22 protein-coding genes are annotated in these 25,848 nt (G+C 37.1%); 13 read left to right on the top strand and 9 right to left on the bottom strand.

Translation table 11 applies throughout. The features are described 5' to 3' along the window. Positions 1-46: 46 nt before the first annotated feature. Positions 47-2,086, bottom strand: a complete 2,040-nt coding sequence (locus AC4CVF_RS14510; protein ID WP_336952905.1) for a UvrD-helicase domain-containing protein — start codon at positions 2,084-2,086, stop codon at positions 47-49. Between the two features lie 434 nt (positions 2,087-2,520). Continuing rightward, complete coding sequence (locus AC4CVF_RS14515) at positions 2,521-3,171, bottom strand: YiaD family glycine zipper/OmpA-like lipoprotein (RefSeq protein WP_336952908.1); 651 nt, start codon at positions 3,169-3,171, stop codon at positions 2,521-2,523. 372 nt (positions 3,172-3,543) lie between these two features. On the opposite strand from AC4CVF_RS14515, the gene yihG reads away from it, so the two are divergent. The 6 genes from yihG (at position 3,544) to AC4CVF_RS14545 (ending at position 8,075) form a co-directional block, all read left to right on the top strand. Next, a complete protein-coding gene (gene yihG / locus AC4CVF_RS14520; RefSeq protein ID WP_336952910.1) occupies positions 3,544-4,461 on the top strand; it encodes a 1-acylglycerol-3-phosphate O-acyltransferase, YihG family in 918 nt (305 codons plus the stop codon). Positions 4,462-4,498: 37 nt separating this feature from the next. Then, positions 4,499-5,551 (top strand): preprotein translocase subunit SecA, encoded by a 1,053-nt coding sequence (locus AC4CVF_RS14525; RefSeq protein WP_419327566.1) that lies wholly within the window; start codon positions 4,499-4,501, stop codon positions 5,549-5,551. Between the two features lie 140 nt (positions 5,552-5,691). Further along, positions 5,692-6,411, top strand: coding sequence for a septum site-determining protein MinC (gene minC, locus AC4CVF_RS14530; RefSeq protein ID WP_336952912.1), 720 nt, complete (start codon positions 5,692-5,694; stop codon positions 6,409-6,411). Between the two features lie 67 nt (positions 6,412-6,478). Continuing rightward, a complete protein-coding gene (minD, locus tag AC4CVF_RS14535) occupies positions 6,479-7,291 on the top strand; it encodes a septum site-determining protein MinD (protein ID WP_336952914.1) in 813 nt (270 codons plus the stop codon). Positions 7,292-7,293: 2 nt separating this feature from the next. Continuing rightward, positions 7,294-7,566, top strand: a complete 273-nt coding sequence (gene minE / locus AC4CVF_RS14540) for a cell division topological specificity factor MinE (RefSeq protein WP_004722763.1) — start codon at positions 7,294-7,296, stop codon at positions 7,564-7,566. A gap of 221 nt (positions 7,567-7,787) precedes the next feature. Continuing rightward, complete coding sequence (locus AC4CVF_RS14545; protein ID WP_336952916.1) at positions 7,788-8,075, top strand: PA4642 family protein; 288 nt, start codon at positions 7,788-7,790, stop codon at positions 8,073-8,075. A gap of 473 nt (positions 8,076-8,548) precedes the next feature. Here AC4CVF_RS14545 and AC4CVF_RS14550 read toward each other — a convergent pair whose 3' ends face one another. Further along, on the bottom strand, positions 8,549-10,153 hold the full coding sequence (locus AC4CVF_RS14550) for an isocitrate lyase (RefSeq protein ID WP_056514634.1): 1,605 nt from the start codon (positions 10,151-10,153) through the stop codon (positions 8,549-8,551). A 625-nt stretch (positions 10,154-10,778) separates the two neighbouring features. On the opposite strand from AC4CVF_RS14550, the gene AC4CVF_RS14555 reads away from it, so the two are divergent. The 3 genes from AC4CVF_RS14555 (at position 10,779) to AC4CVF_RS14565 (ending at position 14,961) form a co-directional block, all read left to right on the top strand. Further along, a complete protein-coding gene (locus tag AC4CVF_RS14555) occupies positions 10,779-11,768 on the top strand; it encodes a LysR family transcriptional regulator (RefSeq protein WP_336952920.1) in 990 nt (329 codons plus the stop codon). A gap of 128 nt (positions 11,769-11,896) precedes the next feature. Further along, complete coding sequence (gene paeA, locus AC4CVF_RS14560; protein ID WP_336952922.1) at positions 11,897-13,225, top strand: polyamine export protein PaeA; 1,329 nt, start codon at positions 11,897-11,899, stop codon at positions 13,223-13,225. 395 nt (positions 13,226-13,620) lie between these two features. Beyond that, a complete protein-coding gene (locus AC4CVF_RS14565; protein WP_004722773.1) occupies positions 13,621-14,961 on the top strand; it encodes a CitMHS family transporter in 1,341 nt (446 codons plus the stop codon). 96 nt (positions 14,962-15,057) lie between these two features. On the opposite strand, the gene AC4CVF_RS14570 is transcribed toward AC4CVF_RS14565, so the two are convergent. Further along, on the bottom strand, positions 15,058-15,558 hold the full coding sequence (locus AC4CVF_RS14570; RefSeq protein WP_336952925.1) for a hypothetical protein: 501 nt from the start codon (positions 15,556-15,558) through the stop codon (positions 15,058-15,060). A 926-nt stretch (positions 15,559-16,484) separates the two neighbouring features. Here AC4CVF_RS14570 and AC4CVF_RS14575 point away from each other — a divergent pair. Both AC4CVF_RS14575 and AC4CVF_RS14580 read left to right on the top strand, forming a co-directional pair. Next, positions 16,485-17,495, top strand: coding sequence for a zinc-binding alcohol dehydrogenase family protein (locus tag AC4CVF_RS14575; RefSeq protein WP_419327564.1), 1,011 nt, complete (start codon positions 16,485-16,487; stop codon positions 17,493-17,495). Between the two features lie 153 nt (positions 17,496-17,648). Continuing rightward, positions 17,649-17,801: a hypothetical protein gene (locus tag AC4CVF_RS14580; protein ID WP_419327563.1), complete on the top strand. Its 153-nt coding sequence runs from the start codon at positions 17,649-17,651 to the stop codon at positions 17,799-17,801. 83 nt (positions 17,802-17,884) lie between these two features. Here the strand turns inward: AC4CVF_RS14580 and AC4CVF_RS14585 are convergent, their stop codons facing one another. Next, entirely contained in the window at positions 17,885-18,877 is a 993-nt protein-coding gene (locus tag AC4CVF_RS14585) for an NAD(P)H-quinone oxidoreductase (protein WP_419327562.1), read from the bottom strand. A 434-nt stretch (positions 18,878-19,311) separates the two neighbouring features. Here AC4CVF_RS14585 and AC4CVF_RS14590 point away from each other — a divergent pair, with 434 nt between their 5' ends. Then, positions 19,312-19,860, top strand: a complete 549-nt coding sequence (locus AC4CVF_RS14590; protein WP_336952928.1) for a DUF2239 family protein — start codon at positions 19,312-19,314, stop codon at positions 19,858-19,860. A 93-nt stretch (positions 19,861-19,953) separates the two neighbouring features. On the opposite strand, the gene AC4CVF_RS14595 is transcribed toward AC4CVF_RS14590, so the two are convergent. The 3 genes from AC4CVF_RS14595 to cysD all read right to left on the bottom strand — a co-directional run bounded on the left by AC4CVF_RS14595 (position 19,954) and on the right by cysD (position 23,183). Beyond that, complete coding sequence (locus AC4CVF_RS14595) at positions 19,954-20,106, bottom strand: hypothetical protein (RefSeq protein ID WP_419327635.1); 153 nt, start codon at positions 20,104-20,106, stop codon at positions 19,954-19,956. A 401-nt stretch (positions 20,107-20,507) separates the two neighbouring features. Next, positions 20,508-22,121, bottom strand: coding sequence for a sulfate adenylyltransferase subunit CysN (gene cysN, locus AC4CVF_RS14600; protein WP_490789640.1), 1,614 nt, complete (start codon positions 22,119-22,121; stop codon positions 20,508-20,510). A gap of 153 nt (positions 22,122-22,274) precedes the next feature. Beyond that, entirely contained in the window at positions 22,275-23,183 is a 909-nt protein-coding gene (gene cysD / locus AC4CVF_RS14605; protein ID WP_026040334.1) for a sulfate adenylyltransferase subunit CysD, read from the bottom strand. 147 nt (positions 23,184-23,330) lie between these two features. Here cysD and AC4CVF_RS14610 point away from each other — a divergent pair, with 147 nt between their 5' ends. Beyond that, the gene (locus AC4CVF_RS14610) at positions 23,331-23,777 is read left to right on the top strand and encodes a GNAT family N-acetyltransferase (protein ID WP_490789641.1); all 447 of its coding nucleotides are present in this window, start codon (positions 23,331-23,333) and stop codon (positions 23,775-23,777) included. 570 nt (positions 23,778-24,347) lie between these two features. On the opposite strand, the gene AC4CVF_RS14615 is transcribed toward AC4CVF_RS14610, so the two are convergent. Further along, complete coding sequence (locus AC4CVF_RS14615; protein WP_490789930.1) at positions 24,348-25,805, bottom strand: capsule assembly Wzi family protein; 1,458 nt, start codon at positions 25,803-25,805, stop codon at positions 24,348-24,350. Between the last annotated feature and the right edge of the window lie 43 nt (positions 25,806-25,848).

A 25,848-nucleotide genomic window follows, 5' to 3' on the forward strand; every position in this document is an offset into this window, starting at 1 on the left:
CTGTTCAAAATCAAATCGAAAGAAAAAAAAAGAACTGGTTTAAAAATTAACGTTTTAATAACGCTTTTAAGTTTTGTAAATATTGCTGTGCTTGTTGCTTTGGATCGACATGTTCAGCTATTTTTTTCTTACGCCCTAGCCAATCAAGCTCATCTTGTGGCAATTCATCTAAGAAGCGACTTGGCGTCATTTGCTTCATTTGTCCACCATTTTTACGCTGCTCAGCCAAAGTCAAGGTCAAACCTTGTTGCGCACGAGTAATCCCCACGTACATTAAACGGCGTTCTTCTTCGATCGTTTCCGCAGCAATGGAGTTCTTATGTGGCAGAAGCTCTTCTTCTAAGCCCATAATATAAACAAATGGAAATTCCAGACCTTTAGATGCATGTAATGTCAGCAGGTTGACCTTATCGGTGTCTTCATCTTCCTGTTGTTGCTCAAGCATATCCAACAACACCATTTTACGAATCACACTTTCAATGTTCTTTTCATCTACATCTTCAGCACGGTTGATTAAGCTTTGAATACTAGTATAGAGCATCTCCACATTATCAATCTTGGTTTTTTCTTGTGCAGGCGTTGCCGCAGTTTCACGTAAATAATCGATATAGCCTGCATCATTCATCATTTGACGAATTTTAGGAACAGGTTCATCGTCATCTAACAATTCACGAGTGAAATCATTGATAAAGCCAGCAAACTCAGCCAATTGTGTGGTGGCCTTTTTTGGCATCACCATAGTTAAGCGTTGATCACTTGCCGCAGCCAACAGTGATAAATGATTTTCTTGGGCAAAAAGACCTAACTTTTCAAGTGTTACTGGGCCAATTGCACGTTTAGGCGTATTGATAATACGTAGGAAAGCACTGTCATCTTCAGGGTTAATGATGATACGCAAGTAGCTCATCACATCTTTAATTTCTGCACGACCAAAGAAAGATTGACCACCAGAGAGCTTGTATGGAATCTGCATTTGACGTAGCTGAGTTTCCAATACACGTGCTTGGAAATTTCCGCGATACAACACCGCATAATCTTTCCAGTTTTTGCCATTCATCAATTTATGCGTGAGCAGGTCTTTTACTACGCGTTCAGATTCATCATCATCATTACGACAGGTGATGATTCGAATGACTTCACCATGGCCTTTATCACTCCACAACTTTTTATCAAAAATGTGTGGGTTATTTTCAATGACATGGTTCGCGGCTTTTAAAATACGACTGGTAGAGCGGTAGTTTTGCTCCAGCTTAATTACTTTTAAATTGCGGAAATCTTCTTTGAGCAATGCCATATTTTCAGGCTTTGCACCACGCCATGCATAAATGGATTGGTCATCATCACCAACAGCGGTGAACTGCCCCATCACACCGACCAATAATTTCACCAAAATATATTGCGCGGTATTGGTGTCTTGATACTCATCCACAAGTAGATAGCGAACTCGGTTTTGCCAACGATCACGAACTTCTGCATTGTCTTGTAAGAGGCGTGTTGGCATCACGATCAGATCATCAAAATCTACGGCATTATAAGCACGTAAATTTCGCTCATATAATTGATACAAGTGGGCAAACTGCACATCTTCTGGTGTTTCACAAGTCGTATGTGCTTGTTCAGGCACAATCAAATCATTTTTCCAATCTGAAATCTTTTTCATGGCTTTAGCAATCAATTCTTTGCTTTCAGCGCCCGATAAATTATCACGATGCATCAAATCCATAAGAATACGCTTACAGTCATCGGCATCAAGGATTGAGAAATTATTTTTCAGTGGGGTATTTTTCAGCTCAATTCGTAATAAATTTAAACCAAAGGTATGAAAGGTTGAAACCGAAAGCCCTTTCCCTTCTTCTTTACCCAACAACTTACCGACACGTTCTTTCATTTCACGTGCAGCTTTATTGGTAAAGGTCATTGCAGTAATTCGATGTGCAGGAATCCCACACTGTTGAACCAAATACGCAATTTTTCTTGTAATTACTGAGGTTTTACCTGAACCCGCCCCTGCAAGTACTAACAAGGGTCCTTGAGTATATTTCATGGCTTCAAGTTGCTTGTCATTTAGTTGACTTGCTTTCGACATTGTTCATCCTCTAAAAACTTCGAGCTCGATTATAGTCATCTAAAGTAGAGTTGCAAAATGCTTAATTTGAATTTTTCAAATATAAAAACCAGATAAAAATAATTTCAGTTAAATTATGCTTTAGTTTCAAACCGTCTTGTTTCAATACTCTATTTTGCTCTGAGCTGTTGTTATTCAGTTAACCTGTGATCAAATGGCGAAAGCATAACCAAAAGCTATCACCCAAAGCCATAATAACGGTTAACACACTGCAGCAAGAAGAGAGACTATCCTCGAATCAACGCTCGTATTAATGATAAAAACCTTAATCTCATGCTTAAAAAGATTAATAAAATTTAAGCAAAAATTTGGAAAATAAAAAAAGGAATCATAGCGAACTATGATTCCTCTTCAACACTTTTAGCTAAAAAATTCGCTACTTTTATTACGATTTCTTAGTTTGTCGCATAAATACTAATTTCTACACGACGGTTCTGTTCACGACCCGCAGCAGTTGAGTTATCTGCGATTGGATTTTGCGAACCATAACCTTGGGTATCAATACGGCTTTGTACGCCTTTACCTTTAAGGTAGTTAGCAACTGAGTATGCGCGGTTTTGAGATAATGGAATGTTAATTGAGTCATTCCCTGTATTATCCGTATAACCAGTCACAAGAATTACACTCTTGTTGTCTTCCATTAAAGTTTGTGCAACTTTATTCAACGTACCGTAGAAGTTCGGTTTAATTGATGACTTATTGGTATCAAATGTAATGCTACCTGGCATAACTAAAGCTACAGAACCATCTGGATTACGGTTAACTTCTACACCAGTACCCTGCATTTGCTGACGTAATTTCTTCTCTTTATTGTCTAAATAAAGACCAGTACCCGCACCTAAAAGCGCACCTATTGCTGCTGCACGATTGTTTTGTGCAGATGAGTTTGCATTACCACGAGACAAACCATAGCCCGCTGCTGCACCGATCAAACCGCCAATAGCAGATTTGTCGTACTCCATACCACCAATGTTATTACCAGTTGATTGACAGCCAGAAAGTACTAAAGCCCCTGCTGTAAGTGTTGTAATTAATAGTGCACGCATTGCATGCCTCCAAGTTGTGTTTTTTGTTAGCTTAATTTTGGTATAAAAAACAAAGCACCACTATAGGCGTTTTGTTAACAATCACGTATTTTTTTACATTTTGTAATATTTACAATGAAATTTACAAAAGTGATCATCATAATTTGTACATAGTCATTAAATGTGTCTTTTTAAATTGCATTGTAACGATTATATTTAAGGGCTGTGGACAATTCGTCTATGTTTGCGATTATGTATATTTCTAGGTGATACGAGGCAAGAAATACGAAATTTATTCATTCTAAATAATGATAAACATTATTTCGCAACGTAGCAGTAAAAAATATCTAGTCGCTTGAACTGGCACTCACAATAAATCATTAGGACTGTTCTATGTCATCTCAACAGCAGAAGCAACCTATTTTAAAAAAAATTACGAAAGGTTTAACCGTTGGCTCAGTGATTACTGGCAGTACTTTTTTTCACGGCCCACCTGTTTTAGCTTTAGGCTTGACCAAATTATTTAAAAAGTCAAAAAAGGTGGATGAAACCAATATCAATATCACCAATAGTTGGTTAAGTGTAAATAATTGGTTGATTGATCATGTTCTTCCCGAAACACAATGGGACATTACTGTTGATGACAACTTGGATTTAAATATGCAAGGTCGTTATTTAATGACCTGTAACCATCAAAGTTGGGTCGATACTACCGTAAACCAATATTTTGGTCTAACACGCATGCCTCTCACCCGCTTTTTCACCAAATGGGAACTGATCTTTATACCATTTGTCGGGCAAGCATTTAAAATTCTTGGCTTTCCGATGATGAAACGCCATACAAAAGAGCAGATTGCAAAGAACCCTGATCTCAAAACACGTGATATGGAAGAAGCACGTAAAGCCTGTGAACAGTTATTAAGCCAGCCTTTTACATTGCTCAACTACCTTGAAGGAACACGTTTTACCCCAAAAAAACATGCTCAACAGCAATCCCCTTTTACCAATTTACTTAAACCTAAGGCCGGTGGACTTGCTCTCGCCTTAAATATCTTAGGTGATAAGATTGACGCTCTGGTGGATATGACCATTGTGTATCCAGATGGTGCACCCGGTTATGGTGAGTTTTGGTTAGGTGAAGTACCTCGAATTGCAGTTAATATGCGTAAAATTGAGATTCCTGAATGGGTACTGGGCGGCAATTATGAAGATGATGCAGAATATCGCGAACGCTTTCAAAACTGGGTTGATGATTTATGGAGTGAAAAAGATCAACTGATTAGCACCATAAAACAAAAATATAATCACTAACTTTCAATTGAAGAAAAAACTACAGAATAGGATGGATATGACAGAGCAAGTTCCACCACTCGAAAACAGTACAGAAACGAAAAACGATATGTCACGAGGATGGTGGATCGCTTTTGGTTATGACATCTTTATGATGTTTATCATCGTCTTCAACCTATTCTGTTTATGTGCCAATGCTTTTTTAATGAGTAATTTTGGTGACTGGCTTTTCAATGAAATTCATCTACCGCAAGTTTTACAGTATTACAAAACAGATCTGCATCCGTGGGTGATTAAAACTGAAAGCTGGTTTATTACCTTTTTGATTGTTGAATTAGGCATTCGCTGGCTCATCGCTATTATCAACAAACACCATGCGCGTTGGTTCTTCTTTCCATTTATTCACTGGTATGAGATTTTAGCGATTATTCCTTATTTACGTTTTTTACGTTTAATTCGCGTCGGTATTATTGCTTATCATTTTCATGAGTTAGGTTATAAGGTTATTCCCGATAACATTCTAAAACGTGTGCTGTTTTATTATCGAGTACTGATGGAAGAATTATCAGATCGTGTTGTGATTACCGTCATTGATGGAATTAAACAAGAATTAGACACCAGCTCAAGCCATAAAAAAATCATTCATGATTTAATTGATCACCATAGAGATCGTTTTGCACAAACTTTAGCTGAAGTCTTACAAGAATCTTTGGCCACTGAACTAAAAGCACAAAGTCATGTGATTACCCATAATGTCGGACAGATTGTACGTCAAGCGATTGAGGACACCCCGCAATTGACCCAGTTATTGCGCATGATCCCAATTGCAGGCAGTATGATTGAAAATCAGATTCAAAATATTGGGCAACAGCTAGGTGAGAATATTACGCAAGGATTGGTGCAACCGTTTACTCAAGGCAATCTACAAAATCCAAACGCGACCTATCAATTAATTTCAACCAAATTAAGCCAATTAAATATTGAAAATCAAAAACTTGAAGAACTAGTTGAATCTATAGTCTATGAAAGTTTAGAATCGTTAAGGAAACAAGTGAAAGTAAAACAATGGCAGCTTGAATTAGAAAAAAATGATCAAGTAAAAGATGAGTGATTCAAAGAATAAGCAATTCATTGAAAATATTTGTATCTTTGCTAGAGAAATCATTCAATATGTTCTAGCATTTGCCCTATTTCACAATTTTTGACGCTTAGATAGAAAAATTTAGGTCACATGCCTTTTAAGGAATAATTATGGCTGATATACGGATTACAGGCAGAATGGTTAATTTTACCCGATTAACCTTCGATACTAATGATCATGATGCCATCCGCCAGCAATTAACTTCAATGATGAGTGAGACCTCTTATCAAGGGGCTTTGGTCATTATTGATACCACAGTTGAACAAGAGCTTATTGCCCTGATTCAACTCATTATCAGCCTAGATTTACAGCCTATGGCTGTGATTGATGGTTTATTGGGTGACCAAGCACGTGCAATTCAATTCCCAGTCTTGCCTGCCGATCGTCCATTGCAACGGATTAAACCGACGAAAGAACAAGTGGTTGAAACTCCAGTAAAAGCACCCGCTGTAGCGACACCAAATGTAAGCGTAGATGCGTCTAAAACATTGAGTCATGTCACTTCATACCATGATGAAATTTTAAGAACTGGGCAATGTTTGGTTCAAGATCATGGAGACATCATACTGAATGCTGGTATTAACAGTGGTTCAGAAGTGATTGCTTCAGGAAATATACATATCTATGGCAGTGTTCGTGGTAGAGTCATTGCAGGCGCAGGTGGTAACACCAGTGCAAGAATTTTTTGTCATTCACTAGAAGCCGAATTGGTTTCTATTGCGGGAACATATTGTGTAGCAGATGACATTCCTCAAGATGTAATTAAAAAAGCTGTACATATTTACTTGAATGACCAGCAAGAGCTAGTGTTTGAAGCTTTGCAATTTTAAGGTATAAATTAAACACCATATAAAACTCGTTTAATCGGGTAAAATGACCATAACAGGAGTGGATTCGGTGGCCAAAATTGTTGTCGTTACATCAGGCAAAGGTGGCGTAGGTAAAACTACGACGAGTGCATCTTTTGCAACAGGATTAGCCCTACGAGGTCATAAAACTGTTGTGATTGATTTCGATGTGGGTTTGCGTAATTTAGATTTGATCATGGGCTGTGAACGCCGTGTCGTATATGATTTTGTAAATGTCATCAATAACGAAGCGCGCTTACAGCAAGCGCTAATTCGCGATAAAGATATTGAAAATTTATATATTTTACCTGCATCGCAAACCCGTGATAAAGATGCACTGAGCGATGATGGTGTTGCTCGTGTAATCGATGAGCTTGCACAAGAATTCGATTATATTATCTGTGACTCACCTGCAGGGATTGAGCGTGGTGCAATTTTAGCCATGTATCATGCAGATGAAGCGATTATTGTAACAAACCCAGAAATCTCTTCTGTTCGAGATTCAGACCGTATTATTGGTATGCTCGACAGTAAGACGAAAAAAGTAGAAAACAACGAAGGGCGTATTCGTAAACATTTATGTATTACGCGTTTTAACCCTGAACGTGCCGATAAACAAGAAATGTTGACCATTGATGATATCTCAAAAGATATCTTACGTGTACCAACTTTAGGCGTCATTCCAGAATGCCCTAGCGTACTTCAGGCATCGAATGAAGGTAAACCTGTCATTCTTTACCAAGAAGCATCTGCTGGGCAAGCATATGATGATTTAGTTGCGCGTTTCTTGGGTGAGGAACGTCCTTATCGACATATTACAGTGAAACCTAAGGGTTGGTTAGCACGGTTATTTGGAGCGTAGAAATGGCAGGATTTTGGAGTAAACTTTTTAGCAATGATGACAAACCATCTAGCGCCCAAACTGCTAAAGATCGCTTAAAAGTTATTGTTGCTTCTGAAAACGGTTTGGGCAAACGTTTAAGCCAAGACAAGATTGACCAAATGAAAAAAGAAATCATGCAAGTGGTTAATCGTTATGTCCGTGGCGTGGATGAACAGCATATTCAAATGCAAGTTCGTTCTGAAGCCAACATTGAAATGTTGGAAATGAATATCAATTTACCTGAAGAACGATAATTTCATTATTGATTAGTCAAGCGGATTGATTCAGGGCAAAATATAGGGCAGAGTTAAAAAGGGTTACTTTTTCTCGTGCAATATATTTTGCCCTTTTTGTTTTAGATTTTTTTCAGCTAAAGATTGTATTTATCCTTATAAAATGAAAGATAAATAAGGTTGATATAATGTTGTAAATTAATCATTTAATTTAGAATTATTTTATTTGAGGAGATGCTGTTATGGCACTTTCACAGCCAGCAACGTTCAATGAAGAATGGTCAGACGAGCGTGTTTTTGCCTACTTAGATCAACTTCCTCCTGAAGGTACTAATACTGATTTTCATGTACTTTATCATGCCTTTAAACATATGCGTCCTTTTGACTATGAACGCTTATTGACTAAGTTTGTTGCTGCTGGTCGAAATATCAACGCAACTAATCCAGAAGGTCTACGTATTCATGATGTGATTGCAGAGTACCCGCGTCAAAAAGAAGGTTTCTTAGAAGTATTAGCGAAGTTTGCTTAAGCACTTCAACCAACGACCAATGTAGTCTTGAAATATTGCTGATCTATAAACGCCTAATGAACTTCATTGGGCGTTTTTTAGTTTATATATCCCATTTTATCAATGTCTATATCTCAATGTTCTATACTATTTCCTACAAAAAAATATTAAAAACATCCATATAAACAATTAAGTCAGTCAGCATAATTTCATATGAACAAATTAACTTTTCTAAAATTACACTATTTTATTTGATCTTTAATCACGTTTAAACATCATTTAATTTTATTTATGTCAAACAACCATATGCTTTGTAAATACGCATTGCTTTTATGATTTACTTTAAATCACTCCTGTATATCAGCACTGGATAATTATATTTAAATGTAGTTCCTGTTTGATATGTCTGAAGTTGAAGTATTTAATTCTACAGACTCTAATAACCTTTCATAAAAAAACCCAGCTTGCGCTGGGTTTTTGAATCAAGTCAATGCTTAGTGAGCAGCAAATTGGTTCATTGTGTTTTTAGCATCGTCATGCGCTTTAAGTGCATTGTCACCAGAGAAGATTTCTTTGTGATCATCACCGATGTCAGAACCCGCCATCGCTTGGTGTTTAACACAAGCGATACCACCACGGATTTCTTTACGTTGTACACCAGCAACATAAGCCAACATACCTTCAGTACCGAAGTAACCTTGTGCAAGCTCATGAGTAGAAAGCGCAGCAGTATGGTAAGTCGGAAGTGTAATCAAGTGATGGAATACACCCGCTTCACGAGAAGCATCTGCTTGGAATGTACGGATTTTCGAGTCAGCATCAGCAGCCAATTCAGAAGCATCGTACTCAGCGCTCATTAATTTAGCACGGTCGTAAGCAGAAACATCTTTACCTTCAGCAACCCAACGATCGTAAGCTTGTTGACGGAAGTTTAAAGTCCAGTTGAATGATGGGCTGTTGTTATAAACAAGCTTCGCATTTGGAACTGTTTCACGTACACGGTTAACCATGTGTGCAATTTCTTCAACGTTTGGAGTCGCAGTCTCGATCCAAAGAAGATCTGCACCGTTTTGTAAGCTAGACACACAGTCAAGTACAACACGGTCAATTTGAGTACCTTCACGGAACTGATATAGGCCTGAAGCTAAACGCTTAGGACGGTGTAATTTACCATCACGTTTAATCAAGATTTCATCTTCTTGAGCATCTGCAATGTCAATTTCAGTTGTATCTAAGTAGCTAATATATTGAGAAGCAATATCACCTGGCTCTTTAACCACTGGGATTTTTTGAGTCAAGTCAGCGCCTTCAGAGTCAGTACGCGCAACGATAATACCGTCATCAAGACCCATTTCTAAGAATGCATAACGTAATGCATGGATTTTAGAGATAAAGTCTTCATGTGGAACTGTTACTTTACCAGCTTGGTGACCACATTGTTTAGCATCAGATACTTGGTTTTCGATTTGAAGTGCACATGCACCGGCTTCAATCATTTTACGCGCAAGTAAATAAGTTGCTTCTTCGTTACCGAAACCTGCATCGATGTCCGCAATAATTGGCACAACGTGAGTTTGGAAACCATCGATTTGTGCAGTGATTTCAGCAGCTTTAGCTGTATCACCAGCTTCGTTTGCTTTTTTAAGCGCACGGAATAAATCATTAAGTTCTTTCGCATCAGCTTGACGTAAGAATGTATAGATTTCAGCGATTAGAGCAGGTACAGAAGTTTTTTCGTGCATAGATTGGTCAGGAAGTGGACCAAATTCTGAACGAAGTGCAGCAACCATCCAACCAGAAAGGTAGATATAACGTTTACTTGTAGTACCGAAATATTTTTTGTTTGCAATCATTTTTTGTTGCGCAATGAAACCATGCCAGCAACCTAAAGATTGAGTGTATTTACTAGAATCAGCATCATATTCAGCCATATCACGACGCATGATCGCAGCTGTATATTTAGCGATATCTAAACCAGTTTTAAATTGGTTTTGCAGTTGCATACGCGCAGCATCTTCTGGGCTAATATCGCGCCATGTGCTTCCGAATTTTGCTTTTAATTCACGGATTGCATCAATCGCTGTTTGGTATGTAGTCATGATATGTTCCTGTAATAATATTAGGATTTCATCAATCGAAGAGCTAAATCCACTCGGTATTTGTTTGTTCAGATTTAGAACACTTCGTTGTTATGGTCTTAGCTTAGATTGAGTCCTCAAATTAATCCAATATTCTGAGTTAATTTTCAGTATTTATTTAAAAAATATGTAGATCAAAGTCATATTATAATTAAACCAAAAATCGATAAACAATTAATTTATATAATTTTTAATAATTAACAACTACCTATAAATTGCTTAAATATCAGTCAATTTGATAATTTTATCTCTATTAGACTTAAGTCTGAGCTTGTAACAAAAAAACCAAAACTGCATTTTTTTAATATAAAAACACCCTGAATGATCAAGAATCGGACAAAGCATAATTGGGTGATTCATCGAGTGATAAAGAATGTTGTTGCTTAAAAATCTGCTTATCTTCACTTATAATAGCAAAATGAGGATTTATTCAAACGCGCATCTCAATTTAAAATCAGCACCACAAATCTTAATCCTTCTATAACAATAAATCGTGTGCTGTTTTTTTATCTACTTTTTACACAAAAGCATTTCCTTATGGCATAATCCCCTGTGATTTCTAAATTTTATTTTCGGTATTTTTTTTATGAATCTGGAGCGGGTCGATCTCAACCTCTTAATTTACCTTGACGTTCTTTTACGTGAAAAAAATGTGACTCGTGCTGCTGAACAGCTTGGTGTTACCCAACCCGCAATGAGTAATATTTTACGTCGTCTTCGTAATTTATTTAATGACCCTCTTTTAATTCGTTCTTCTGAAGGTATGACACCAACAGAACGTGCTTTAGAATTACAACCCCGCATCCGTGACGCACTGTCTGATTTATCCATGATTTTGGAACCTCGTACTGAGTTCCGACCTTATACGTCAAACCGTGTATTCCGTATTATGACCTCTGATTATGCCGAAGCAACACTTGTTCCTCGTCTAGTCAAAGCCTTGCGCTCTGAAGCACCGAATGTTGTTCTCGACTTTTTAACACCAAGTGACGTGTCATATCGTGACATGGAACAAGGAAAAGTTGATTTAGCCATCAACCGGTTTAATGAAATTCCACAAAGTTTTCACCAAGTTTTAGTGTGGCGTGACAGTTTCTCTTGTCTACTCAATAACAAACATCCAGCTTCAAGTACTTTAAATCTTAAAAGTTATTTAGATGCACAACATATCTGGGTATCAAAAACAGGGATGGGTGTTGGTTTTGGTGTGAATCCTGAAAAACAAGCAGGATTAGGTTGGATTGATCAAGCTTTAGAGCGGATTGGTCAAAAGCGTAAAATTTCAGTCTTTACGCGTCATTATCAAATGCCTGCATTATTGGCTTCAAATGTAGATTTAATTGCGACCTTACCAACCCGTATCGCACGTTTACAAGCCAAAAGCCAAAATTTACTCATTAAAGATCCGCCATTTTATATTCCTGAATTTGAATTAAAAATGGCATGGTGTCCTTTACTTCATCATCATCCTGCACATCGTTGGTTACGCCAATTGATTCTTTATGTTGCACGTCAAATGATTGAAGAAGAAAATCGTGAATTTATGCAAAATAATTCGCATTTTTCTCAATATTAATAGGAATTTTGTTAAATTCTTATCATTTCAAGCTTATACTAATTCTAGATCGGTAGTGTGTTACTCACTACCACCCCCTTTTATGTGTTAAAAATATCTCATAATAATGATGATCCATAGGTGGATTCGTGAGCCTGTTCCAGAATATCCTAATCATCGCTGTCCTCATCGCAGGAGCTGGTTTTTTATCTTTAACTGAAATCGCACTTGCGGGTGCGCGTAAAGTTAAACTCAAAATTCTTGCCGAATCTGGCGATGAGCGAGCACAAAAAGTCCTAGACTTACAGCAAAACTCTGCCGATTTCTTTGCCGCATCCCAAATCGGTTTAAATGCTGTTGCTATTCTTGGCGGTATTTTAGGTGAAGGTGCATTTCGCCCTTATTTTCTTGAATTTGTTTCTCGTTTCTATGTCGGAAATTGGACTGAAACCATCAGTTTTGTCCTCTCATTTACTTTAGTCACCTCACTTTTTATTCTTTTTGCCGATTTAATGCCAAAACGTATGGCGATGATTGCACCCGAAAAAATTGCAGTTTCAGTCATCAATCCCATCCAGATCTTTATCGTGGTATGTAAACCATTAGCTTGGTTTATCAATGCTGTTGCTAACTTATTATTCCGCTTGTTTAAAGTCAATACAACGCGTGAAGACAATATTACCTTTGATGATATTTCAGCGGTGATGGATGCAGGTGCACAAGCGGGTGTTTTACAAAAGCAAGAACATCACTTTATTGAAAATGTATTTGAACTTGAAGAACGTAATGTTCCATCCAGTATGACCCCACGTGAAAACGTAGTGTTTTTTACTTTAAAAGAACCAGAAGAAAGTATTCGCCAAAAGCTAGCTGAATACCCTTATTCTAAGTTCCTTGTTTGCAACGAAACCATTGACCAAGTGATTGGTTATGTCGATGCCAAAGATATTCTAGTTCGTATTCTCAATAACCAGAAAATTAATCAGTTACATGAGTCAACTATTCGTACAGTATTGACCATTCCTGATACATTAACACTATCTGAAGTCCTTGATCGCTTCAGATCTAGCAAAGAAAAATTTGCAGTCGTATTTAATGAATATGCCCTTGTCGTTGGCGTTATTACCCTGTCAGATATCATGATCACTGTGATGGGTGACTGGGTTACACCAATGGATGAAGAACTACAAATTATTAAACGTGATAACAACTCATGGTTAATTGATGGTAGTACACCAATTGAAGACATGAAGCATGCTTTAGCAATTGATGAGATGCCAGATGAAGAGAACTACGAGACACTGGCAGGCTTTATGATGTATCAGTTAAGAAAAATTCCTAAACCAGCTGACACCGTGATTTTTGGTGGTTATAAATTTGAAGTGGTCGATGTTGATCATTTTAAAATTGACCAGCTACTTGTCACACGCTTACTTGAAAAAGCAGAACCCTCGACATCAGAAGACTCTTCACAATAAGCTTCTTTAGCTCATTTAAAGCTTAGCAATCACCTTGCTAAGCTTTTTTTATGAAAAGTGGCGCTTTAATATTGCAAGATCCAGAACGCTATTGATTAGATTATAGCCTTTTGATTTATAAATTTTAAAAATATGAAAATTAACATGAATACAGTTTTTAAAATCATAAAATATAATAAACATATAAATCAATATCTTAAATTTTATAACCATTTTGGTGCAATTATAATATTCATTTTTAAATATCTGTTTTGAATACTCTATTTATTTAAAAAATAGTACTGAATTCAGTATTTCTACAAGGATATTTTAATTTAATCCAATAACTATTAGCATGCTTCTGCTTAAAAAATTAAAAGACTTCTGTTACCCAAGTCTCATTCAAGGATCGAACTATGCTAACCGTATTAGGTTTGGGCATGATTTTGTGCTTTATGTACTTAATTATGTCTAGACGAATGACTGCTCTTGCAGCACTCACACTTATTCCAATTTTATTTGCATTAATCGCTTACGGTCTTAGCTTCTATTTCGACAGCCTTGGGCATTTAGAAATCAAACAGCTCGGTGAAATGATGCTTGATGGTGTAAAAAAACTTGCACCAACAGGCGTAATGCTACTTTTTGCAATTCTTTATTTTGCCATCATGATTGATACGGGATTGTTTGATCCTTCTGTAAAATTTATCTTGAAGCTGGTCAAAGGTGATCCACTTAAAGTCGTTATTGGTACCATTACCCTGACACTCATCGTCTCTCTTGATGGCGATGGTTCTACCACCTACATGATTTGTGTAGCAGCAATGCTCCCACTTTATAAAAAGTTAGGTATGAGCCCATTGATCATGGCTTGTTTAATGATGCTGGCAAGCGGAATCATGAACCTTACCCCGTGGGGTGGACCAACGGCACGTGCTGCAAGCGCGCTGCATGTAGAAGCCAGTGAAATCTTTGTGCCAATGGTTTTACCAATGCTCGCTGCTATTCTTTGGCTCTACTTTGTCGGTTTTATGTATGGCCGTATGGAACGTAAACGCTTAGGTATTATTGAACTTGATGTTAGTCATGGTGATGACATTCAAATTTCAAGTAATCCAGAAGCAAATCGTGCACATTTAAGATGGTTCAATGGTTTATTGACAGTTGTCCTTATGATTTGTTTGGTGAAAGGCGTGTTGCCTTTACCGATCTTATTTATGATTGCACTTTGTATTGCATTGGTGGTCAACTATAAAGATGTCGATATGCAAAAATCTTTAGTTGCTCATCATGCAGGTAGTGCTCTAAACGTTGTGGGTATTATTTTTGCTGCAGGGATTTTTACTGGGATTCTTTCAGGGACAGGCATGGTTGATGCGATGTCTAAAGAATTGGTGGCGATTATTCCACAAAGTATGGGTCCTTTTTTAGCGCCCATTACTGCTGTGATTAGTATGCCTTTGACCTTCTTTATGTCGAATGATGCTTTCTATTATGGAGTGTTACCGATTCTTTCTGAAGCGGCAAGTCATTATGGTATTACACCTGTAGAAATGGCGCGTGCTTCAATTGTCGGCCAACCTGTACACTTACTTTCACCATTGGTTCCTTCAACATATTTATTATGTGGATTGGCTGGTATCGAATTTGGACAGCATCAAAAGTTCACTATTAAATGGGCGATTCTGACCTGTTTGGTAATGCTTGTTGCAGCCATGCTGCTCGGTGTATTCCCACTCTATTCAACACTACACTAATAGAAAAAAGCCGATATAAATATCGGCTTTTTTCATTTTAAATAGATTATTTTCATCATCTATTTAAAATAATGATTTATTTAGAATCAAATCCAATTAAGCATGAATCAATACATCAAGCAATGCTTGATAATGAATTGAAATATCATCTTCTAAAATTTTATAAGCGCTATCAAACTGCACCATTGGCCAGCCTTCTTTCCAGAAAGGAAAAATATTATGCAGGTCACGCGTCACGATTGCATCTTCACGAATAATCGCTTGAGCAACTTGTGATAACACTTGAGCGGTTTCTGCCCCATCAAGAGCTAAATAATCGATACCTTTTGCTTTTAAAATACGGATTCGATCTTTCTTATAACGAATTTTCTTGGCCTGCGCTTCATTTAAATTTAAAGCCAAAGTCACAGCTTCAACAAATTTGTCTTCAAAGCTTTGATGTAAAGCAACCAATGCCTGTTTATGTGCTTCTTGACGCCCAGCTTTTCCACCATCACGAATGATTTTTTGTGCTTCAACATTCAATTCATCCGATTTCATCGACTGAAGAATGTCTAAAATTTCAATATCACTTAATGAAGCAGAAGAATCTGTCATGGGAGTCCTAAAACAAAAATAAATAGAAATCCTATTTTCGCACAATTTTAAAATTAAGTCAGAGATAATGTTAATCTGTGGCGATGTATCTCTAGCTGATCAAATAACAATAAAGGATAATATTTTAATGCTGTTTTAGCCCTACTTGCCTGTATTAGTTTTTATTCTGCCTTATATCTTATCTATTTTTATTTTGCTCAACAACCTTAACCTCTGTCCTTGTGCTGGCAACAGTTTTACTCATATAGTCAACCTGTCAAAAGCTCAGCCAAAAGAATATAATTGCTCTTAAATAATATTTTTAATTAAATCAATTGCATGGAAAATAAATTGTTTGATTATAAAAAAACTTGCCATGCCATACCTTACATTCAAAGTTTAAATAGTTTTGCGTAGGCGATGGCTCGCTTTTCGTAGGGATTGTCAAACCTTGCGCTGCAAACAAAGCAGTGCTTTGTATTTGCTCATATTGGGCGAGGGTACATCCTACACCACCGCTCAATGGCGACATCCCTGTCGCCCCGCGCTAGGATAATCATCTAGGATTCAAAAGTACAAAAAATGAATCGATAATCATTGGTTTCTAATAGTTCATATAAAAACATAAGCATCATTTATGATCTATGACTTAATAGAAATCGCCTGTATAAATAATTAGGTGGTTTGAATATATTTTGCTACCCTGCGGCTTATCAAAAGGGACGACAAACATTTAACCGCACCTTGAATCATGAAAATTGGTTGACTCTACCGTTTTACATATACTGGCAATTGTTTATCTTGCGTATACGCTTGTTACTGTCCAAATTTCTTGATTAAGATCATTTGATAAAATCTTATCAATAAGCATAAACTGACAATTTTTTTCTTTCTTAATTGTGGATTTTTTGCTATTGATTTGATATGCCAATAAAAAGTGAAACCTTATGAAAGCTATTGCTTATAAAAAACCATTCGCAATTTCAGAAGCCCATGTTTTTTCCGAAATCGAAATCGAACAGCCAGTTGCAACTGGTCATGACTTACTGATTGAGGTTAAAGCCATTTCAATCAACCCAGTCGATATCAAAATGCGACAGCGTACTTCGCCAGAAAATGATACTTGGAAAATTTTGGGTCATGATGCGGTTGGAATTGTGAAAGCAATCGGAGAAAATGTTCAAAATTTTAAAGTGGGTGATGAAGTTTTTTATGCGGGTTCAAACCAAAGACAAGGCTCTTATGCTGAATTCCAATTGGTTGATGAACGTATCGTTGGATTAAAACCGAAATCATTGAGTGATGCAGAAGCCGCAGCGTTGCCTTTAACGTCGCTCACCGCATATGAAATGTTATTTGACCGTTTAAAAATCCAAGACACCAAAGTTGAAAAACCTGTGATTTTAGTCATTGGCGCTGCAGGAGGTGTTGGCTCTATTACAGTTCAATTGTTAAAAGTACTGACTGAATTTACAGTGATTGCTACAGCTTCCCGCCCTGAATCTAAAGCATGGCTGACTGAAATTGGCGCAGATTATATTGTGGATCATAGCCAACCTTTAGAACAGCAAATCCTAGACTTGAATATTGGGCTACCTCATTATATTTTTTCAATTAACGGTACAGGGCGATATACACAAGCCATTGCCAATTTGATCGCACCCCAAGGTCATTTTGGTTTAATTGATGATCCTGAAAACTTTATCATTAACCCGTTTAAAGTTAAGTCTGTTTCAGTTCATTGGGAATCGATGTTTACTCGCTCTACATTCCTGACCAAAGATCTCAGCCGCCAAGGTGATATCTTAAATAAAGTTTCAAAATTAGTTGATGACCAAAGACTCAAAACCACTTTGGGACAAAACCTCGGTCAAATCAATGTTGAACATATATCCCAAGCTCATACACTGATTGAGTCAGGTAAAAGCATTGGTAAGATCGTATTAGCAGGCTTTTAACCACTCGAATAAAATTTAATTTTTAAGAATCGCTTAAAGGTTTATAAAAAGATTTAAATGACCCTGTGAATATCAATTAATTTAATGAATTAAATATAAATTGAACATTTTTTCATCATTTAATCATACATAGTGTATCGATAGCTTAGCGACATGGATGTCGCGGTTGAGCGAGGGGTACGCCCTATACCCCTCGCTCAACATGAGCAAAAACAAAGCACTGCTTTGTTTGCAGCGCAAGGTTTGACAATCCCTACGAAAAGCGAGCCATCGCCTACGCAAAACTATGTAAACTTTTCAAGCTAATACGAGGTAGTGCTAATTCTTTAATAATGAGAATCAACTTTTAGAGAAATAGTTTAATCACAGAGTTAAATAGAAAACTTATCTTAAATCACTTCCACCACAACTTTACCAATATGCTCACCTGTATCCATACATGCATGCGCAGCCTGAATTTGATCAAACTTAAATGTTTTATAAATCATTGGTAAACATTCCCCTTTTGCCCACAATGGGACGACATGTTGCATCAAACCTTTGGCAATTTCAGCTTTTTCAGCAGTTGTGCGTGCACGCATAGTTGAACCGGTAATAGTGAGGCGTTTCATCATAATCTGTCCCAATTTTACCTCTTTGGCCTTTGCACCGCCCAAAAATGCGATATAGACCAAACGCCCATCTCTACGGAGTAGGTTTAGATTTTGATCTAGATAAGGCGCCCCAACCATGTCAAGAATAATATCAACACCCTCATTTTGGGTCTTTTCAGTAATGACCTGTTCAAAGTCCTGAGTTTTATAATTAATTGCATCAGTCAAATTGCGAATAGCTTGAACTTTCTCATCTGAACCTACAGTTGCAAAGCTTTTCAAACCGAATGATTGCGCTAACATTAATGCGGTTGTACCAATACCACTTGTACCACCATGTACCAATAGTGTTTCACCTGCTTTGGCATGTGCCATTTGAAAAACATTGGCCCATACCGTAAAGAAAGTTTCAGGTATTGCTGCAGCTTGAACAAAACTTACAGCTTCAGGAATATGAATGGTTTGAGATTCTGGCACGACACAATATTCTGCGTAGCCACCACCATTGGTTAATCCACAAATTTTATCGCCCACAGTAAATAAAGTAACATCTTCGCCCACTGCAATCACTTCTCCAGCAACTTCCAAACCAGGAACAGGTGTCACCCCTTTTGGCATAGGATATAAGCCTTGACGCTGTAAAATATCGGGGCGATTAATCCCAAATGCATGGACTTTAATCAAAACTTCATCTACTTTGGGTTGAGGAATTTCTACCGTTTCATAAGCCAGTTTTTCTATACCACCAGGTTCTGTAATAATGACCTGTTGCATATTATTTGTAGACATAATTTCTTTCCTATTCCATTCATTACTTTTCATGTTTTCTGTATTTGAACATAAACCAGTGCATGTGCAAATATTTCACCACCAATGTCTACAAAATATCGTGGGTATCCTTACAAAAATATAATTTTCAAATATTTATACAAATGGCACCAAACGGATAAAGACATAAAAACAAAGATGAAAAAAACAAACTATGTTGTTAATTACAGATCACCATGCGCTCACTTATGATTTAAAAATAGGTTATCGCTTTTAATCGTTATATTTTTGACAATTAAGCATTTAATTCTTAAAGATTTACATGCTTTTTTATTACCGTTTTTTGGCATCAAAAAACTATATTGATCATTTTTTGTTTGCTAATTTAATTTTACCCTGATAATATTCAAACACGAATTAGTTTTACCCTGATAAAAATATTCAAAGGTTTTAAAATGAATACTGAAAACACCTACTCTGCCTTTGTTGGCAATGAGCGTTTAATCACTGATTCTTTGTTAAACGTAGCATTAACCATTAAGACTCAACAAAACACCTCCACACCTGTGTTGATTTTTAATGATCAAACGGGCCAAGCCATTGATGTTAATACCATCGGATCTACAGCAGATATTCAACAACGTTATGCTAAACCTGAAGCGGTTAAAAAAGTTGGCCGTCCTAAATTAGGGGTGATTTCTCGTGAAATCACTTTGCAGCAAAAGCATTGGGATTGGTTAGATCAACAAAGTTCTAGTGCATCTGCTGTGATTCGAAAATTGATTGACCAAGAGTTAAATAACCCTAATTCAGCAAGCAATAAAATGTTGGCAAAACAGGCAACTGATCGTTTTATGTCAGCAATGTCAGGCAATATGCCAAATTATGAGGAAGCCACTCGTGCTTTATATCAAGGTAATCAAGCGCTGTTTTTAGCACTAATTCAAGACTATCCAAAAGATTTACGAGCGTATTTGACTTTAAAAACGCAACATGCTTTTTAACTATAATATTCGCAACTATATAAAAATTAAATGCGCTAAGCCTATAGAATTAGCGCATTTTTTATAATGATCGGCACATGATTGATCATTAAATTATTTTTGTTGTTCGGACTCTTCACAAGTTTGTTTTAAACGTTGCATTGCCATCGGATCCATAGGTGCCGTCATCATTGCATGATAATTATGGCATTCTTTGGTCGGCTCAGGTATTTTCTTCGGTGGGTTTGAAGCACATGCTGTCAACACGCTTGTTATTCCTATCAGGAAAAATATTTTCATTACATGACCTACTATTAAATCTTAACTTGATTTAAAACTAAATTTTATTGCTTGTGCTGTTGTAAGTCTGTTTTGATCACATTCCATAAATGTTAATTCTTCTTATCTTACAGCTTACACAGCCGTGCCGCTCATTAGTTTTAAATAAATTTAGCTGAGCGTTGCAAAAAGTACTCATCGACTGTTGCTGAGAATAGTAATTTAAAAATCCCTTTATTTATAGCAAAACACACGCTCTAAGTATTAAATAACGCAAAATTCAAAATGCTTTAATCTATATAATGTTGATTAGTATTATCTTATATATATTAAATTTTTTGCATGAAAAACCCACCTTATGGTGGGTTTCTCTCAATCAATCCAATCTGTTAAAGACGAACCAATTCCACAATTTTTTCAGCCAATTCTTCAACTGCTTCTTGAGCAAATACTACATCAGCACCTTGTTCAACATTCGTCACCACCACAACACCAGTTTGACGAAGCAATGCAACTTGATCGCTTGATAAACCTGCTTTTGCAATCGCAACAACACCTTGTTGAATAAGCAAGCTTTCAAGAGCTTGCGAATGTTCAAGTACTTGAGCAGATACAGCAACCACAGCAGGTTTTTGACCTAAACGTGCAGCACGTGCTTCAGCAGTGACAGGTTCATTGTGTGCAGTCCATTCAACCGCAGCTTCAACCATACCCGCACCAACAGTCACATTACTTAAACGGTCAATGAAGATAAAAGAACCCGTATAACGACTGTCATGATAACGGTCAAATACCACTGGTGCATCAAACTCAATCGTTACATCTGCAATGGCATTTAAATCAAGCTGTTCAACTTGCATTTTTTCCAATGTGTTGACATTGGTACGATAGTTAATCTTCGCAACCTTAGCCGGAATGGTTTGTGTACCAAACTTCACATTATAAAGTTTGCCCAACACTAATGGCTGATCAGTCATCCATACGACTGTCGCACGAGCAGAACGTGAAATGAGCGGTTGCTCACCTGCTTTGACCAAGACATTACCACGCGAAATATCAATTTCATCATTTAACGTTAGAGTTACAGCCTGACCTGCTATAGCATGCGCTAAGTTACCATCAAAAGTGACTATTTCTTTCACTGTTGATTTCTTGCCCGAAGGTAAAGCCACAATTTCATCACCAACTTTCACTTCACCTAAAGCAATCGTACCGCAGAAACCACGGAAATCGAGGTTAGGACGGTTCACATATTGCACTGGAAAACGGAACTCATGTTTGCTTACATCATGTGTAATTTCAACAGTTTCCAATGTTTCCATCAAGGTTTTACCTTGATACCACGGTGTATTTTCGGATTTATTTACAACGTTATCACCATTCAATGCAGAAATTGGCGAGAAGATGATATTGGCAGGTTTACGCTCACCCAATTGATTGACAAAATTATTGTACTCAACTTGAATTTCATTGAAACGTTCTTCAGAGAATTCAACCAAGTCCATTTTGTTAATCGCAACCACAATATTACGAATACCTAATAGGCTCGCAATAAAAGTATGACGACGAGTTTGCGTTTGTACGCCATAACGGGCATCAATCAAGATGATTGCAAGATCTGCGGTAGATGCACCTGTGGCCATGTTACGGGTATATTGTTCATGTCCCGGTGTATCAGCAATAATGAACTTACGCTTTTCAGTAGAAAAATAACGATAAGCCACATCAATGGTAATACCTTGCTCACGTTCAGCTTGTAAACCATCGACAAGCAAGGCCAAGTCAGGTGCATCACCTGTTGTACCCACTTTTTTCGAATCACGGGTTACTGCTTGTAATTGATCTTCGTAAATCAATTTTGAATCGTAAAGTAAACGACCAATTAACGTTGATTTACCATCATCCACATTACCGCATGTCAAAAAACGTAATAGGTCTTTATTTTCATGCTGTTTTAAATATGCCAAGATATCTTGACTAATTAATTCTGATTGATGAGACATTGCTCAAAGCTCCACAATATTTTGAAATCTCTTGCTATATCTTTAAATCCTCCTAAAAGCTCCTTTGATAGCAGAGGACTTTCCTCCATTTTGTTGCTGGAGTTCCCTCCTCTTTTATAAAGAGGGATTAGGGAGGATTCATATAAAAAATCCTTAGAAATAGCCTTCTTGCTTTTTCTTTTCCATCGAACCCGCTTCATCATGGTCAATCATACGACCTTGACGTTCAGAGCTTGTGGCTAAAAGCATTTCTTGGATAATTTCAGGCAGTGTTGTTGCCGTTGATTCAACCGCACCTGTCAACGGGTAACAGCCCAAAGTACGGAAACGTACCGATTTCATTTGTGGAACTTCACCTTCTTTTAAACGCATACGTTCATCATCCACCATGATCAACGTACCACTACGTTCAACAACTGGACGTTCAGCTGCTAAATACAAAGGCACCAAAGGAATACTTTCTTGGTAGATATATTGCCAAATGTCTAACTCAGTCCAGTTTGACAATGGGAATACACGGATACTCTCGCCTTTATTGACTTTACCGTTATAAAGATTCCAAAGCTCTGGACGTTGGTTTTTAGGATCCCAACGGTGCTTAGAATCACGAAAAGAATAAACACGTTCTTTTGCACGTGACTTTTCTTCATCACGGCGTGCACCACCAAATGCAGCATCAAACTGATACTTATCCAAAGCCTGTTTTAAGCCTTGGGTTTTCATAATATCGGTATATTTTGAACTACCATAATCAAATGGATTTACGCCTGCATCTTTACCTTCTTTGTTTTGATGCACGATCAGATCAAAACCGTGTTCTTTTGCCATGTTGTCACGGAATTTAATCATATCCTTAAATTTCCAGCCTGTGTCAACATGCAACAGTGGGAAAGGAAGTTTAGCAGGATAAAATGCTTTTAAAGCAAGATGCAGCATGACAGCTGAGTCTTTCCCGATTGAGTAAAGCATCACTGGATTTTCAAACTCAGCAGCAACTTCACGGATGATATGAATACTCTCAGCTTCAAGCTGTTTTAGATGAGTAAGTCTTTCCTCAGATATAGGCATTGACAGCACCAGCTCACAAAAACGTGTACTTATTACACATATTAAAATTTATATTCATTATAGTGATTTACACCTCAACCCTTTTGCTTGTTTTTTTATATTCATATATAAAAACATCATAAGCAACAACAAGAGATCGGCATGACCACACAAATTATTGCACTAGAACAAATTGATTTTGAGCAATGGCTTCCACTTTGGCGCGGCTATTTAACATTTTATAAATCACAACTCAGTGATGAACAAATAAGATTATCTTGGAAGCGAATCACAAATCCTGAACAAGCTGATATGTTTGGTTTTGCCATCAAAGTAAATGGTCAAGTGGTTGGCTTTGTACATTTGATTGCACATATGAGCATGTGGACAGATTTACCCTATTGTTATCTACAAGATTTATTTGTGGATGAAGCTTTTAGGAATCGAGGTTTAGCACGACAATTAATTGAGCATTGTTATCTGGTCTGCACAACAAAGTTTGACCGTGTTTATTGGCTCACTCAAGAATCCAATATTAGCGCCCAACACCTTTATGATCGTATTGCGAGTAAAACAGGATTTATCCAATATAAAAAGGTATTAACATAACTAGGGTCTGTTGACAATTCGTCTACGTTTGCGACTACGGTGATTTTTAGATGATACAAGGCACGAAATATGAAATTTAGTCATTCTAAATAAATAGTTCGTAACGATGTAGCAGCAAAAAACACTCTAGTCCCCCGCTGCGCCTTGCGCTGCAAACAAAGCAGTGCTTTGTTCTTGCTCAGGGTTGTGGCTAAAATTATCTCAGTCTGCGTTATGAAACTCGTAAATAGTCTCGCTATTCTCTTCGTTTCATGCCTTGCCTGCTCAATTTTAGCCTACAACGCAAGCCATTTATGAAATGTCAACAGACCCTAATAGATGTAATTCATTTAATAATGACCGTCAAATGCTCACGCTTGAAAAAGATCAAGCCTAAACATAAAAAAGGCTCACCGTTGTCAAGTCAGCCTTTAAAAAATTGAAGATCTGCATATCAAATAATTCAACCAACAATCAAAAACTAAAAATCGCTTCTTTTGTAAAAATTTTAAAGAAGCGATTTTAGCTTAGTCCCAACTTATCAAACTGTATATGCTTAAAATTAGATATATACAGCCGATAACTCAGGTCTTAATGGCCGAATAATGCTTTATCTAAAGGAATTTCGATTCCAACAGAAGCACCTGCATCATTGCCATGTAGATCAGAATCACTCACCCAACCATTAATTTTTAATGGCATGGTCGGTTTAATATAATGTGTCCAAGTTAAATCTAATGCTTTAATTTTGTCTTTTTCTGGAAAAGCTAAGTTGATTTGCTTATCACCAAAGGAAGCAGCAGATTGGTTAACTTTGGCATACAGTGCACGACCAGATAAACGATTCATCACATCAAAACGAATATCACCACCGACAGAAATCATTTCACCATCTCCACCCATTGCATGTCCCAATGGGAAACCTTGTTGGTAATAACCATCTTTATAAATATAATGATTATAAGAAATCGCCTGAACATCACCATTTGTTGTTGTATCTGCCCACTCAGCATAAAGCTGAACTGGCATGTTTTTAAAACTTGTCGAATAATCCATACCTGCCAAATACATTTTTTTCGAAGGTAATAGCCCTGCTTCATCTTCCCCAACATACTGGCCATATAAACTAAAAGGTACATTCAATAACTTTTGTAAATTTAAACGAGCATCAAAACCTGCAACCTGATTAGATTTGTCATCATCACCATTTTCAAAGTTATCATTCCCTTTTATGGCATTCCATAGTGAATCCCAACTTTGTGAACGCCCTTCTCCGCCCCATTGTAAAGTACGTGAAGCACCCAGTTCTAAATATGGCAATGGTTGTGCTGTTAAACGAAATCCTAGCAGCTTAGCATCTGGAACAGCTTTATAATCATCTAGCTGTCCAGCAAATGCTTGATATTGCCAAGGACCAATCCAAGACAACCATTTAGATTCAAAAGCCTTTTGTTCAGCACGCTGTGCTGTAAAACCATAAACTGGACGGCTGGCATCACCACGAATCAAACTACCATCATGTCCTGGCCCCCAATATGTTGGGATTTGACCCGCAATAACCCATTGATTCCACAACTTCCCTGCAATATATGAACCTTCCACATTGACATCTTGGCCGTTATCAATTTGCGGATCTTTTTCACCATTGACACGAAGCTTTGCATCCCAATTTTCACCGCCTGCATTAAATTCTAACGAACCCACATATTGTGCTTTTGCACTATCCCCAAAAGCTTGAGGAATATTTTTTTGATCAGTTTCGGCAAATAAACCTAATTTTGCAGTTTGATTATCTGCTTTTAAGGCATTTAGAATTGAATCAATAACTTTTTGTTGAGTATTGTTTAAAACTTTTGCTTGAGATAAGGCACGCTGAATTTCATCCCCACTCATCGGCCAAGTCGATGTACTGATTTGTATTACACCTTGTTGATTTAACCAGTTCAAATCTGTGCGAAGATCTTCATTATTTAATACGATTCCCTGTGCAAATACAGGTAAAGACATTCCAAGTAATACAGCAGCACAAAGTGATTTTCTTAAATACATGCTCATTGTTCTCAAGTTTGATTTACAAACACACCTTAATTTT

This window comes from Acinetobacter sp. LipI_19, from assembly GCF_058242925.1.